Below are 13,941 nucleotides of genomic sequence, written 5' to 3' on the forward strand. Positions count from 1 at the left end.
AGTGGGTTTTATCGGTATTTTGGGATGAAAAAAACGAGAGAAGTTCGAACTAAAACAGGGGTAGCAAGAAAACACGCTTGAGCTGATTTCTGCAACGCTAAATCATTGAGCATCGCTTTCAACATTCTGAGCTTTGCAGGATCTATCAAAACCGTTAAAGCCTGCGCGTTATCCTACCTCCTAAATTGCGATAACAAATGAACGTTGTTGTAACAGTACCCATTGATGCGCGCTCGACTTTTAAGTTAAAGAAAGTAGGCGATTCCATAATGCTTTGACTAATGTTGCATCACCTTTTTCCAGCTCGTTATTTGCAAACGCACGCTCTAAACTCAACATCATGTTTTCATCAAGTTGCGCTATAGACGCATTTTCTTTCATTTCTAGCTGACGAGACTCTACCGCGAAATGTCCCTGCAGATAACTGGCGATAAACAGCTCATCATCATCACCATGATTAACAACATCATCTAGGGCAGCTTCAATTTTTGCGATTTTCTCTACCACGTTGTGTGGTGCAGCAGCAGGTGGTAACACTCTCTTCTCCTTTGTTTTTACTCAATGTTTTTTTACAACGCGTTATAAAGTACTTTGTCTTTATAGCCGGTGATAATGGTGAACGCGCCAGCGAGCTCCTCATCTAGCACTGGGTCGCCAGAATCTAAACGAAGGGGCTTGCCATCTAGCGCCTGCACCTTTTGCTTGGTTGCCACAAGTATCATGTTGTCTTTGCCCACTTGGCGAATAAAAGCAGGGCTTAACTGCTGATTGCCTCGTCCTAGAATGTGTCCCTGACCGCCAATAACGGTAAGTACCACTTTGCTTGGCTTGTCACGGGTTAACTCAACAAGTTCTGATGCCGTCACATCACTGGCAACGAGCTCTCCGTTTTTGATAACATCGACACCAAGCAACGTGTTGTCCAACCCCAAATATTCCATCACCGAGCCTACGGTTGAGCCAGAGCCCATCACAAATAAGGTGTCTGGTTTGTCTTCCATAATTTCCGATACGTAGGCAGAGATATCATCAAGCACCAATGCCTCGTCTTCTTTGCCTCCCATTTTTACTGCTTGAACGTAAGTCAGTTCGGCGGGAACACGCATTTCTCCGTAATGCTTGGCGATGACTTTACCGCCTCTAAACGCATCTTCATCTATGTCGCGTACCTCTGCGTCCATGACACTGACTAACTCTCCGGCAATCATCTGGCTCACTACCTGCCCTGCAGCTGCCGGAGATACGCAATACACACCAGAATGAATTTTACATCCAGCGGGAACGCCGAGCACAGGAATGGCCTCACCTACCACGCGACATATATTGCGAGCGGTGCCATCACCACCGGCGAATAACAACAAATCGACACCGGCTTCGACCATTGCACGGGCTGCATTTTCTGAGTCTTCACCTTCGGTTTGCAATTCAGGGGCCTGATAAATCACCTCACAGGGAATACCCAACGAAGCACAAACGGTTTCACCCATTTCTCCAGATGCGGTAAGTACTGCAAATTGCCCTGAAAGCGCGTCGAGAATACTCAGTGCTTTGGCCATTTTTTCATTGGCTTTTTTCTCGGCTCCCATGGCCAGCGCCCGCTCTCTAATTTGAGCACCATCACTTCCTTTTAATGCCAGCGCACCGCCAATTCCCGCAAAGGGGTTAACAATAATTCCTAGCCGAAAAATTGGCTTACTCATGCGGCGTCGTCTCCAATACATGTTATTGATGATGTGTCATTATCTTTTTGATGCAAAAACGTGCTGGCAAGTGCAGCTAAAAAACGCTGGGCCCTATGGGGAAAACCAGCTTGCCTGTAGTGCGCTAACTGCGCGGCAACGTTTGCGGTAAACCCCTCTCGGTCAGGCTCGGCCCCGTTGAGATTATCGGTACTTACCTGAAATTGCCTTCCCGTGGCCTCAGTAAACGCCCATTCAATAGCCTGGGGCTTTATTTCTACTTTTTCAAAGTCGAGCTGCTGCTGTGTATTTCTGCCATCTGGGCAGTACCAATACCCGTAATCTTCTAACAGCCTGCGTTTGTCACCCGCAATACACCAGTGCGCCACTTCGTGCAGCGCGCTAGAAAAAAAGCCGTTGGCAAAAACAATTTGGTTGTAATTGCAATGCTTACTCGCGGGCAGGTAAATGGGTTCATCATTGCCAAGCACTAACCGTGTGTTGAAATCGACAAAGGTGTTGTTGAACAACGCAATAAGCGTGGGCACATCGTTGTCTATTTCACGATTGTCTATATCGATGAATTCGTTGTGATGGACTGGGTTATTCATTTCAACTCACGATTTTTTGGATTTGGGCAATTGTCTTATCGCTTGGCACGGTGTGCATATCGACACGCGCTTGAATTTGCTGGATTATATCAGTAAAGACGTGACTTCTCACTTGAAAGCTAGACGCGCATGAGTCAATCTATGTTTACAACAGTAACCGCCCTCTTTAACGATGGAGTGAGAATTTTGGCGCAAGAGATCATTAAACATATTCATCGAGTTAATGCTCAGCGAGACTTGGCAAACAAACTCAACCTAATGACGCTTATCCATCAACTTCAAGACTGGCAATGTCAGCGACTGTTAGTGTCTCACGATGACCTTGCGAAACAGCAGCGCTATCAAAAAGCGATGGCTTTTTTTGTAGAAGAGCTTTACGGTCCCAAAGATTTTAGTCAACGAGACGCTGATTTGGTAAGAGTTATCCCTAAACTAGCCAAGGTGCTTCCTGAAAAAGCGATGAACGCCATGAACGACGCTCTGTCGTTAAATGCGCTGTCTTTCGACTTAGACATGGAAGTAGCTCAATATTTAAACACGCATTTTCTAGGTGAAGCGATCAGTCGAGATTCTTATGCACAAGCCTATAAAGGCGTAGGCCGAAAAGATGACCGAGAAAACCAAATCACCATTATTTCACACCTTGGCGATCAACTAGCCGAGGTGATCAAAGTCCGTGGGATTGGCATGCTAATTTCGATGTCTCGTCGGCCCGCAAAGATCGCTGGACTATTGGCGCTACACGAGTTTTTAGACCGAGGATTTAACGCATTCAAGGCGATAGGCGATGTTCAAAGCTTCATACAGCCGGTGTTAGAACGTGAAACTAAGCTTATGGAAATATTACTAAGTGAAAACACCACACTGCCAGAAGATAACCCGCTGCCAGTGGTTTAAACAGCGAGTGCTTGAACATTACTCGCGTGAGTAGTTTTGCTCAGCCAGTCATTCATGAGCAATTTTAACAGCGAGACCATGCCTATGCGGACATATCAACGAAACGGTGAGGAGGGAGTCAGTGTGACGAAGCATACTCTTAGCTGGATGTATGACGCTCCATTTATTCAACATTGGTACATTGACGAGACTCATATTGACCACTACAAGCACGTTAACAACGTAGCCTACGTGTCGCAATTAGAGAAGCTTGCATGGGCCCATTCCAACGCCCTTGGCTTGCAATTTGCTGATTACCAATCACTCAACAGAGGCATGGTGATTAAGCGGCATGAACTCAACTACCACCTTCCTGCCCACTTAGGTGATACCTTAGAATGCGCAACCTGGATAGTGCAATGCGATAAGCGCCTTACTCTTAGTCGTCAGTTTCAATTTATTTGCCCTAAACGTAATAAAACAGTATTCGATGCGCTAACCACGTTTGTTTGCGTTAGCCTTGATACCGGAGTGCCTAAGCGAATGCCTGCTCAATTTATTGATGCCTATCATACTGCCTGTATCCCACTCGGCGACAGGTCAAAACCATGATCCGTGAAGATTGTTGCACCTACTGCACCATTTTTTTAGGCTGAATTAAATGAACCGCACGCTGCTGTTATTACTTTTACTGTTACTCACCGCTTCACTACTGCTTAATATTTACTTGTTGCAGCATGTAAAGGTCAATGACAATACTCACTATCAAACAGACTCACAGCAACGTTTTGCACATCAACCTTTAGCGCCTCAATACAGTCATGATAAACGACAGGCCGGACCTCGCTCTAAGAATGCAGAGCGCAGTGTTAATGAGCAAGACAAGTATGCCAGTGTTGATGATGGAAAAATAAAGGACTTATCAAACAAAGGAATGCTATCGCTGTCAGAACTCAATGCCTTATTGAATAGTGGCGACTTGGCCGCACTGAGCGTGGAACTTAACAGGCAGCTTAAGGTTTCACCATTGAGCGAACCCTTGTTATTGTTGGAGGCAGAGTTGATAAGACAAAACAAGCCCTTACCAACAGCACTGCTTAACTATTATGATTTGGCAGATTTGCCCCTATCAAAAAAAGCGTTAGTTGAAATAAATGAAAAGATTCAGACGCTGTATCAGCAAGCTCAGCAACAACTTAGTCAAAGTCAGCAGTGGGAACTGGTGGCAAAGCTTAACGAGCCTTTGTTCCAGCGTGTACCAGACAACAAGACTTTTACACTCAATTTAGCAACTGCATATGCTCATCAAAACAAAGTTACCCTGATGGAAGACATATTAGCCGCTCTTCCCTTCAACGATCCTGACGCTCGAGCTATTCGCAACATTGCTTTTGAGCAACAGGTAACAGCCACGGATCCCGATACCGAAACAACCAGAGACCCTCTTCGTCAAGACTCGCTGTTAAGCGAAAATGACAACGTTCGCGTTAACCTAGATCGTCGTGGAAATTCATACCATGTTAACGCCGAAGTGCTCAATCAGCGAGCGCTTATGATCCTCGATACGGGTGCGAGTACCACGGCAATTTCATCTAATTTGTATGCGCGTTTAGGCAAGATGAGAAACTTAACCTTTATTGGCATATTCAACGTTCAAACGGCCTCAGGAAGTGTTGAAGCCCCTTTAGTACGAATTCCCGAATTTAGGTTTGCTGGATACATGTTTAACAATGTTTCTGCGATTGTACTACCTGAAGAGGCACTGCCCGATGCAGATGGACTTTTGGGAATGAATATACTCGGTGAGTTTGATTTTTCGATTTTGCCAAAAGATGACGTCCTCGTTTTGAAGAAGCGTGGAAAAAAGTAGGATGTGCGAGTTGTATCAAGCAAAAATAAGTAGCTGAGATAATAATCCAGCAATAAGCGCATAGACCAACATAGGAGCAATAGTACGTTTAATCATTTTACCCTCTTGGTTTTTTATTCCTAGAATGGCAGACACTGCAATAATGTTGTTTATGCAAATCATATTCCCCATAGCAGCTCCTACCGATTGCAACGAGAGAACCAGAGGTACAGGTAACTGTGCCTGCTCGGCAATGCCATACTGAATACCACCGAAGGTTAAATTTGAGATCGTTGCTGACCCAGAGAAAAATGACCCCAGTGCGCCAAGGAGTGACGCAACATAAAGCCAATTATCGCCTGTTGCATTAGCAAGGCTATTTGCAATGATAAACATAGGCGCCTCGGCGTTACCCTGCATCATAAAGTTGACCATAATAAGCGCTCCGGCGAGCGCAATGGTCGGTTTTTTTATACGTTCACCAGTCTCAGATAAGGCTTGACGTAATTTGAAAAAGGGCAAAGAAAAAAGTGGTATTAACAAGATGATAGTGACAACAAATGGAATAAGTGCTGGTACATAAAGGGTTTTATATGACCAACTAATTGTGGTACCAAAAATGTGGCTCCAACTTACAATCAAGGCCCTGCTTACTTCAATGTGGAAAATCTGAAACCACAACGCGGTATCATTTAATAGCGGTTTTATTTCAAGCTGTTGCACGCGAGTCACCACCAATATAGTGATGAGTAAAATAAAGGGAAATGTCGCTTTTAGAATATTCTGAAATGATATATCTGCAGTTGACACCTCATGATCATTATCCACCCGCTTAAGTCCTAAGCCGCGTTTTGCGAATACAATAGACAAAGCAAGTCCAATTGCCCCCCCTATCAGTGCTGGAAATTCGTAATTGACCTGAGCTAACAACAGATAAGGCGCAGTACAGCTGATGATACTTAGCAAAATGAACAAAGCGTTAGCGCGGATATCACTCCAGCTCACGAGAAATTTCAGAGCCATTACGGGAATGACTAACGCTGCAACAAAATGCATTGATGCAGTTATTGAAGATACTTCTAAGAGTGTTTCCTCACTTAGATTAAGCGCCTCAAATCCGAACCACGTTGGCGTGCCTACAGCGCCAAATGAAACAGGGACTGTATTCATCACTAGGGTGAGGAGTGCAACACGCAGCGCTGGAAATCCGAGGCCGACAAGAATGGGGGCCGCAATGGCAGCAGGTGTGCCGAAGCCGGATGCTCCCTCTAGCATGAAGGTAAATGCCCACCCAATGATCATTAGTTGCGCAACCTTATTGTTGCTGACATTTTCTAAAAAAAGTCGCAACTTTTCTTGCGAGCCAGAGAGCACAAGAACGCTATTTAATAGTATGGCGCCAGCCACTATTGACATAGGTGTCAGCACAGAAAGCAGGCCCGCAACCGCATTTGCTGCCAGTTCTGTTTGATTACCGTGGAAATAGAACAGTTGCAGCACCCCAACGAGCAGTGCCGTTACCGGTAACGCAATGTAAGATGGCCATGGACGCACTTTTGTCATGCTCCAAACCAAAAATATAATAGGTAACGTTGCGATGAAAGTATCCATACCGCTTAACTATCCAACATTTGTATTAAAATAGTAGTCACCAAAAGTGTAATACAACACCAACGCCATTACATAAATAATTTGTCCTTAATAACTATGGCTTAAAATGGAAAAATACAGAACTTGCAATCAGGCCCAAGCGGATCGTATAGTAATAGCTCAATTACTTGTCGGAGTGCTTCACTGGAAAATCCAGTAAGCTGAGACTGCGAAAGCGGGATCCGTAGAACCTGATCAGGCTAATACCTGCGAAGGGAACAAGAGAAAATGTTGGTTTGTACACAGTCACCTTGCGTAAAATCTCTGTTGCTCAATACACAAGATTATATAGGCACGGTTTGTAGACAAATACGGTACAGAAAACTATGATCTCAGAAGCTGTCGCCCAGCGTGAGAACGAGTGAATTGTACTTTCCTCACCTTCATTTTCCTCTCACTCCTGACAAGCATTTTATTTAACGCCAACTCAAAAAGGCCAAAATGCTATGTCGACACGACGCGAACAGCGCCAACAAGCGCAACAATTTATTAATGAATTAGCCGGTGAGGCTTACCCGAATTCTACTCGTCACTATGAGATAGGAAGTAGCAATGATATTAAGGTTGCGATGCGCCTTATCCACCAGCATGACAGTTTAATTGGTGGTACAGAAGAAAACCCGCTTTTAGAACCTAACCCTCCTATTCCTGTTTATGATACATCAGGCCCCTATGGCGACCCCCTTGAAAAAATTGATGTGCACAAAGGCCTACCCGCCCTCCGTAAAAAATGGATAGAGAAGCGTGCCGACACTCAAGAGCTCAGCGGTGTTACCTCGACTTTCGCCAAAGCGCGAGAGGCAGACTTATTTACCGAAGACTTCAGGTTTGTGCGCACAGCAAAGCCTAAAAAAGCGATAGCCGAAAAGAATGTAACGCAGCTGCACTATGCTCGCAGAGGCATTATCACGCCCGAGATGGAATACATTGCCATTCGGGAGAACATGGGCAGACAGTCGATAAAACAGGCAGAGCTATCTCAGCAACACCCTGGCGAGAGCTTTGGTGCACAACTGTCCGACGCAATTACACCGGAGTTTGTTCGCCAAGAGGTGGCGGCGGGCCGGGCTATTATTCCTTGTAACATCAATCATCCTGAACTTGAGCCAATGATCATTGGACGCAACTTCTTGGTGAAAATTAACGCCAATATTGGTAACTCTGCGGTTACCTCGTCCATTGAAGAAGAAGTAGAAAAATTAGTGTGGTCTACCCGGTGGGGAGCCGACACCATTATGGATTTATCCACGGGCCGAAACATTCATGAAACCCGCGAATGGCTGCTCAGAAACAGCCCTGTGCCGTTAGGTACTGTGCCCATTTACCAAGCGCTAGAAAAAGTAAATGGTGTGGCCGAAGACTTAGATTGGGCTATTTTCAAAGACACGCTCATAGAACAAGCCGAGCAAGGGGTGGACTATTTTACTATTCACGCTGGTGTATTGCTTGAATACGTGCCGCTCACGGCTAACCGCGTTACAGGCATTGTCTCTCGGGGTGGCTCAATTATGGCAAAGTGGTGTTTAAGCCACCACAAAGAGAGCTTTTTGTACGAACACTTTCGCGAGATTTGTGAAATTTGCGCTCAGTACGACGTTTCACTTTCTTTAGGCGATGGCCTTCGCCCTGGCAGTGTTGCCGATGCCAATGACAAGGCTCAGTTTGCCGAGCTTCATACCCTTGGTGAACTCACCAAAATTGCATGGGAATACGATGTCCAGGTAATGATTGAGGGCCCAGGGCACGTGCCAATGCACATGATTAAAGCCAATATGGAAGAGCAACTTGCTCATTGCCATGAAGCGCCATTTTACACTCTTGGTCCCTTAACGACCGACATTGCGCCTGGTTACGATCACATTACCTCAGGCATAGGCGCGGCAATGATTGGCTGGTATGGCTGCGCAATGCTTTGCTATGTAACGCCTAAAGAACATTTAGGCTTACCCAACAAAGAAGACGTGAAGCAAGGCCTTATTACTTACAAGATAGCGGCCCACGCAGCCGATTTAGCCAAAGGACATCCAGGTGCTCAAATTCGAGATAACGCCATGTCTAAGGCCCGCTTTGAATTTCGATGGGAAGATCAGTTTAACCTTGCGCTCGACCCTCACACTGCCCGTGCGTATCACGATGAAACCCTGCCACAAGCATCTGGGAAAGTGGCTCACTTTTGCTCCATGTGTGGCCCTAAGTTTTGCAGTATGAAAATATCGCAAGAGGTACGAGAAGTGGCAAAAGAGTCAGCCAAAGAGGCTGAAATGGAGGCAGAACAAAAGACAACTAAACAAGAGGCACAGAAAGTACATCAAGAAAAAACGCAAGGGATGCAAGAGATGGCAAAGGCATTTAATGACAGTGGTGCCGAACTCTATCACAGTGCTGATAAAACAGTAGGCTAGCCCATGAGCCAGGAAAAACAAGCTAGCCTACCAACAATATGGTGTGTGGGCGGCACAGACTCGAGTGGAGGCGCGGGTGTTACCCGCGACCTTGCAACGCTTGCCGACTTAGGTGTGCACGGCTGCGCCATCGTCACACTGGTTTCAGCGCAGTCACACAGCGCTATGATTAGCAGTAAAGCTATGCATCCATCATTAATCAATGAGCAATGGCAAGTGTTGGCAGCTGAACCATTACCTTGCTGTATAAAAATTGGCGCTATCGCAAACGATGCGCAAGCTAACACTCTGAGCACGCGTATTGAGATGCTAAGTGTCCCGCGCCCTTTTATTGTGTGGGACCCAGTATTGTTTAGCTCATCAAAAAGCCCCTTGAGTAACCTGAGCAAGAACGCCATAAAACAGCTGCTTTGTGTGGTAGATTTAGTCACACCCAACACTCATGAATTAGCAAGCCTTGCTGGTATTTTCTTAGACAGTGAAATTAAACGCGAAATTAACAGTAATCGCGATGTTCGACATGCGGCACATACGCTAATAGATAACGGTGCAAAGGGTGTGTTAGTAAAAGGTGGCCACGCACTGTGGCAGCCTGATGCCATCGATCTTTATTTCACCAAAAGTGAAGAAACTGCTTTTTCTCAACCGCGAGTTCACCACAGCGAACTGCGGGGAACGGGATGCATGCAGGCCAGTGCAATCGCAGCGTTTGTGGCACAAGGCTACAGCATTCATGATGCGCTCACCCTTGCCAATGCCTATGTAAAAAATGTTCGAGATATATCGTCGTCATCCTGTACGCAAAGCTTGTCGACACCTACTCGGCAAAATGTGCCTCATGTTCCTAAGTTGGCGGGTTTTCCCGTCAATAGAGATATCTTTCCAACGGTTAGTTTTATCAAACATGGCCCTTTTACACCGGGTGACGGGTGTGAAACTGATAGGGACGTGTTTGATAAACATCAACATGAAAGGCACAACAAGCCGTTCTTGCCATTATCACAAACTAAGCGTGGTATTTATCCGCTGGTTGATAGCGCTGACTGGATAGAGACGCTCCTGCCAACAGGGGTTGAAACTATTCAACTGCGAATTAAAGAAGAGGTTAGCCCGTGGGATCAAAAACGTATTTCCAAGGAGATAGAACGGGCAGTGGCACTGACGAAAGGCACATCATGTCAGCTTTTTATCAACGACCATTGGCAGCTAGCTATTGAGCATGGTGCATATGGTGTCCACCTTGGTCAGGAAGATCTTTTTACCGCAGACATCGATGCAATAAGAAAGGCCGGGCTGCGCCTGGGCGTGTCTACCCATGGTTATGCTGAAATTCAGCGAGTAAAATCACTGGCGCCTTCCTATATTGCCTTAGGTCATATTTTTGCCACCACAACGAAAGACATGCCATCACAACCGCAAGGCATAGACCGACTTGAGCGTTATGTCGAGTTGTGTGGCGATATTCCTACAGTGGCGATTGGCGGCATTAACAAAGACCGCTGTAAAACAGTAGCCGACACAGGGGTTACACATATTGCAGTAGTGACCGCAATCACCGAAGCTCACTGCCCTGCAACTGCTTACTACCACCTTGGTAAGGAGGCTGGCTTTGCTGAATAAAGACGATATTAGGCGCTATAGCCGACAGCTGTTGTTAAACGAAATTGATGAGGAGGGTCAGGCAAACCTTCGTAGTGCCCATGCGGTGGTAATAGGGCTTGGCGGTTTAGGTACGTTAGCCTCTCGATTTTTAGTCGGTGCGGGCGTTGGCAATATCACCATCGTAGATGGCGACATTGTAGAAGTAAGCAATTTACAGCGCCAAGTAACTTACAATGAAACTCACTTAGGTGACTTAAAGGCGAAGGCACTAGGCAACGAACTGCATAAAGTGAACCCAAGTGTACATATCACGTCGAAAAGTATGTTTGCTTGTAAACGCAACCTTCAAAAGCTTATTGATGACGCGACCTGTGTGCTCGACTGCACCGACTCGGTGACTATAAGAAAGGACATTAACGCCGCCTGCATTGCCGCGAAGAAACCATTATTTATTGCGGCCGCCAGCGGGCTATCTTGGCAAGCGATAAACTTACCCTGTCATTCCTTTCTTGCTTCGACACATCAGTTAACCCTTGGCTCGCATTGTACTAGCGAGAATCATCATAGTAGCGAGACTGATTATTCTAGCCAGACAGATCATACCGACCACGCTAATCAGCAGTGCCATACACCGAATATTACCAACAAAGTCGATGCCCCTTGTGGTTGTTATGACTGCCTAGTGGCACAGCTAAATGTAACTCAAGACTGCCAAAGTCAGGGCGTTTTAGGCCCTGTTGTGGGGATTGCCGCCTGCCATCAAGCCACACAGGCCCTACTTTTTTTAGCCAAAAGGCACTTGGCAAAAATTCAATGGGGCAGCTATATCGTAGGCAACGCAGCTAATGCCACCATTCAGTCTTTCCATTTACCTCCCTCACCAGATTGTAAGGTATGCCAATGAATTCAATTAGTCGTCAATCTAATAACGTCCACACTGGTGTTGTCAAAAACGTTGCCAACGCTGACAAGAATGACAGCGCAGTTACTAATTACACTGATGTTGCCAATTGCAATGATGTTACCAATCGCACTGATGTTACCAAATGCACTGATGTAAGTGGTACCAGTAAGAAAAGCGCTAAAAGTAACGCTGAAACGACAACAATCACTATCGTTTTAAACAACCAATCTCAAACCTGTAAAAGCCCCATTTCAGTTGGTGAAATAGTGCATGGTTATGCGTCAAACGTTGAAGGTACTGCGGTTGCCTACAATCGCGCTATTTTAAACAAGTCTCAATGGTCTCTCACTCACCTTCAAGACGGCGACCATATCGATATATTTACCTTAGTGGCGGGAGGATAAGCATGTTTACACTCGCAAATCATAAGTTTTCTTCGAGGTTACTTACGGGCTCAGGCAAATTTAGCAATGCCAACACTATGCATGATGCGGTTTTCGCAGCTGGCAGCGACATGGTCACGCTTGCGATGAAGCGCGTAGCTTTAAATAATGGGGGGGCTACCAACGATGAAACGCTGACCCAGCTGCGAAAGCTTGGTGTTACCTTACTGCCTAATACATCGGGGGCAAAAACTGCAGAAGAAGCCGTTTTTGCCGCTGAGCTTGCCTTTGAGGCCATTGGCAGTCAGTGGATAAAGCTGGAAATTCACCCTGACCAACGCTATTTGCTCCCCGACCCAATCGAAACATTAAAGGCGGCAGAGACTCTGGTTAAAAAAGGCTTTAACGTGTTGCCTTATTGCGGCGCCGATCCAGTGCTGTGCAAGCGGTTAGAAGAGGTTGGCTGCGCAGCGGTTATGCCATTAGGCGCGCCTATTGGTAGCAATCAAGGGCTACAAACAAAACCCTTTATTCGCATAATTGTTGAGCAAGCAAAGGTGCCCGTTATTGTTGATGCCGGTATTGGCAAACCCAGCGACGCAATGGCGGCCATGGAAATGGGGGTAGATGCGGTGTTAGTGAATACTGCCATCGCTACCGCAAATAATCCTATAGCCATGGCAGCTGCTTTTAAGTGTGCGGTTGAAACTGGACGTAAGGCATTTGAAGCGGGCTTAGGGGTTTCGCAAGAACGCAGTGCTGCTACCAGCCCGTTAACCTCGTTTTTGGAGTCGTAAATGGACGTAGCCCGACAATTATTGCAGCAAGATTTAGCCCATATTGCCCTATCGCTTAATGCTAAAACAGCTAACGATGTAGAGCGAGCGCTCACTAAGCACATTCTTGATATTGATGACTTTATGGCGCTTATCTCTCACGCCGCGCTGCCCTATTTAGAAGACATGGCCGCGCTGTCGCAACAGCGTACTCGCCATCGATTTGGCAATACCATGAACTTATTCGTGCCTTTGTATTTGTCTAACTTATGTGCCAATGAGTGCACGTACTGCGGCTTTACCATGAGCAATAAGGTTAAGCGCACCACTCTTGATACCAATGAGGTACAAAACGAAATAAATGCCATTAAGCATATGGGTTTCGACCATGTATTGCTGGTAACGGGTGAACACGAAACGAAAGTGGGTATTCATTATTTTGAGCGCGTGCTTAAGGCGATACGAAGTAGTGTAAGTTACCTCATGATGGAGGTGCAGCCGCTGAAACAAGCTGAATATGCTAAGCTCAAAACGCTGGGGTTAGACGCGGTATTGGTATATCAAGAAACCTATTCGCCGCAGCACTACGCTAAATATCACCAACGAGGCAAAAAGCAGGATTTTTTATGGCGATTAGAAACCACCGATCGCCTTGGTAAAGCAGGCATAGACAAAATTGGTATAGGTGCGCTACTTGGATTAGGAGATTGGCGGGTAGATAGCGTAATGACTGCGCTTCATGGCATGCTGATACAGCAACACTATTGGCGAAGTCGTGTTTCAATTTCGTTTCCTCGCCTGAGGCGCTGCGAAGGCGGCGCAAGCCAGCTGCAAAACGCTCATCTGCCAGACGAAAGGCAGCTGCTTCAACTTATCTGTGCGCACCGACTGTTTAATCCGCAGGCAGAGCTATCGTTATCAACTCGAGAATCGGCAGGATTTCGAGACGGCGCACTTTCATTAGGTATAACCAGTATGTCTGCAGCGTCGCAAACTCAGCCGGGAGGCTACAGCCAACCCACTGAGGCCCTTAGCCAATTTGATATTGATGATAACCGCCCTGTCAAACAGGTGGTAGATGCAATTACAAAGCAAGGGCTAGACCCAGTGTGGAAAGACTGGCTTGCATTTTCGTCTACTGGTTAGCGTTCGACGGTTTAGGTTTGTTAAACCCGTTTTACGGCAGCTGTTTACAAAGGCTATTTGCGA

At 46.2% G+C, this 13,941-nt stretch carries 13 protein-coding genes and 1 riboswitch; of the genes, 9 read left to right on the forward strand and 4 right to left on the reverse strand.

Translation table 11 applies throughout. The annotated features are described in order from the left end of the window. Positions 1 to 240: 240 nt before the first annotated feature. The 3 genes from ACOJR9_RS12240 to ACOJR9_RS12250 are packed head-to-tail and all read right to left on the reverse strand — an operon-like array spanning position 241 to position 2,290. A complete protein-coding gene (locus tag ACOJR9_RS12240) occupies positions 241 to 537 on the reverse strand; it encodes a YfcL family protein (protein WP_420933242.1) in 297 nt (98 codons plus the stop codon). Between the two features lie 32 nt (positions 538 to 569). After that, positions 570 to 1,700, reverse strand: a complete 1,131-nt coding sequence (locus ACOJR9_RS12245) for an ATP-NAD kinase family protein (protein WP_420933243.1) — start codon at positions 1,698 to 1,700, stop codon at positions 570 to 572. Continuing rightward, on the reverse strand, positions 1,697 to 2,290 hold the full coding sequence (locus tag ACOJR9_RS12250) for an elongation factor P hydroxylase (RefSeq protein ID WP_420933244.1): 594 nt from the start codon (positions 2,288 to 2,290) through the stop codon (positions 1,697 to 1,699). Before ACOJR9_RS12250 ends, ACOJR9_RS12245 begins: the two co-directional genes overlap by 4 nt. A 186-nt stretch (positions 2,291 to 2,476) precedes the next feature. Between ACOJR9_RS12250 and ACOJR9_RS12255 the strand changes: the two genes are divergently transcribed. From ACOJR9_RS12255 to ACOJR9_RS12265, 3 genes are all read left to right on the forward strand, one after another. Then, entirely contained in the window at positions 2,477 to 3,187 is a 711-nt protein-coding gene (locus ACOJR9_RS12255; protein WP_420936125.1) for an FFLEELY motif protein, read from the forward strand. A gap of 147 nt (positions 3,188 to 3,334) precedes the next feature. Further along, the gene (locus tag ACOJR9_RS12260; RefSeq protein ID WP_420936126.1) at positions 3,335 to 3,778 is read left to right on the forward strand and encodes an acyl-CoA thioesterase; all 444 of its coding nucleotides are present in this window, start codon (positions 3,335 to 3,337) and stop codon (positions 3,776 to 3,778) included. Positions 3,779 to 3,827: 49 nt separating this feature from the next. After that, positions 3,828 to 5,036: a retropepsin-like aspartic protease family protein gene (locus ACOJR9_RS12265; protein ID WP_420933245.1), complete on the forward strand. Its 1,209-nt coding sequence runs from the start codon at positions 3,828 to 3,830 to the stop codon at positions 5,034 to 5,036. A 15-nt stretch (positions 5,037 to 5,051) separates the two neighbouring features. Here ACOJR9_RS12265 and ACOJR9_RS12270 read toward each other — a convergent pair whose 3' ends face one another. After that, a complete protein-coding gene (locus ACOJR9_RS12270) occupies positions 5,052 to 6,626 on the reverse strand; it encodes an L-lactate permease (RefSeq protein WP_420933246.1) in 1,575 nt (524 codons plus the stop codon). A 161-nt stretch (positions 6,627 to 6,787) separates the two neighbouring features. Next, positions 6,788 to 6,900, forward strand: a riboswitch (TPP riboswitch). A 211-nt stretch (positions 6,901 to 7,111) separates the two neighbouring features. On the opposite strand from ACOJR9_RS12270, the gene thiC reads away from it, so the two are divergent. Genes thiC through thiH form a run of 6 tightly spaced genes read left to right on the forward strand, consistent with a single transcriptional unit; the run spans position 7,112 to position 13,878 of the window. Then, positions 7,112 to 9,067 (forward strand): phosphomethylpyrimidine synthase ThiC, encoded by a 1,956-nt coding sequence (thiC, locus tag ACOJR9_RS12275; RefSeq protein ID WP_420933247.1) that lies wholly within the window; start codon positions 7,112 to 7,114, stop codon positions 9,065 to 9,067. Positions 9,068 to 9,070: 3 nt separating this feature from the next. After that, positions 9,071 to 10,687 (forward strand): thiamine phosphate synthase, encoded by a 1,617-nt coding sequence (thiE, locus tag ACOJR9_RS12280; RefSeq protein ID WP_420933248.1) that lies wholly within the window; start codon positions 9,071 to 9,073, stop codon positions 10,685 to 10,687. After that, entirely contained in the window at positions 10,677 to 11,573 is an 897-nt protein-coding gene (locus tag ACOJR9_RS12285; RefSeq protein ID WP_420933249.1) for a HesA/MoeB/ThiF family protein, read from the forward strand. The genes thiE and ACOJR9_RS12285 overlap by 11 nt, the downstream gene beginning before the upstream one ends. Then, a complete protein-coding gene (thiS, locus tag ACOJR9_RS12290) occupies positions 11,570 to 11,977 on the forward strand; it encodes a sulfur carrier protein ThiS (RefSeq protein WP_420933250.1) in 408 nt (135 codons plus the stop codon). The genes ACOJR9_RS12285 and thiS overlap by 4 nt, the downstream gene beginning before the upstream one ends. Positions 11,978 to 11,979: 2 nt before the next feature. Then, positions 11,980 to 12,753, forward strand: a complete 774-nt coding sequence (locus ACOJR9_RS12295; protein ID WP_420933251.1) for a thiazole synthase — start codon at positions 11,980 to 11,982, stop codon at positions 12,751 to 12,753. After that, a complete protein-coding gene (thiH, locus tag ACOJR9_RS12300; RefSeq protein ID WP_420933252.1) occupies positions 12,754 to 13,878 on the forward strand; it encodes a 2-iminoacetate synthase ThiH in 1,125 nt (374 codons plus the stop codon). Positions 13,879 to 13,941: the final 63 nt, after the last annotated feature.

It is taken from the genome of Alteromonas ulvae (assembly GCF_048987005.1).
In the GTDB taxonomy this organism is placed as follows: domain Bacteria; phylum Pseudomonadota; class Gammaproteobacteria; order Enterobacterales; family Alteromonadaceae; genus Alteromonas.

Excerpts from the sequence above, each read along its gene's own strand:
- ACOJR9_RS12265 (WP_420933245.1), top strand. The coding sequence starts at position 3,828 with ATGAACCGCACGCTGCTGTTATTACTTTTACTGTTACTCACCGCTTCA.
- thiH (WP_420933252.1), top strand. The coding sequence starts at position 12,754 with ATGGACGTAGCCCGACAATTATTGCAGCAAGATTTAGCCCATATTGCC.
- thiE (WP_420933248.1), top strand. The coding sequence starts at position 9,071 with ATGAGCCAGGAAAAACAAGCTAGCCTACCAACAATATGGTGTGTGGGC.
- ACOJR9_RS12245 (WP_420933243.1), bottom strand. The coding sequence starts at position 1,700 with ATGAGTAAGCCAATTTTTCGGCTAGGAATTATTGTTAACCCCTTTGCG.
- ACOJR9_RS12250 (WP_420933244.1), bottom strand. The coding sequence starts at position 2,290 with ATGAATAACCCAGTCCATCACAACGAATTCATCGATATAGACAATCGT.
- thiC (WP_420933247.1), top strand. The coding sequence starts at position 7,112 with ATGTCGACACGACGCGAACAGCGCCAACAAGCGCAACAATTTATTAAT.
- thiS (WP_420933250.1), top strand. The coding sequence starts at position 11,570 with ATGAATTCAATTAGTCGTCAATCTAATAACGTCCACACTGGTGTTGTC.
- ACOJR9_RS12260 (WP_420936126.1), top strand. The coding sequence starts at position 3,335 with ATGTATGACGCTCCATTTATTCAACATTGGTACATTGACGAGACTCAT.
- ACOJR9_RS12295 (WP_420933251.1), top strand. The coding sequence starts at position 11,980 with ATGTTTACACTCGCAAATCATAAGTTTTCTTCGAGGTTACTTACGGGC.
- ACOJR9_RS12270 (WP_420933246.1), bottom strand. The coding sequence starts at position 6,626 with ATGGATACTTTCATCGCAACGTTACCTATTATATTTTTGGTTTGGAGC.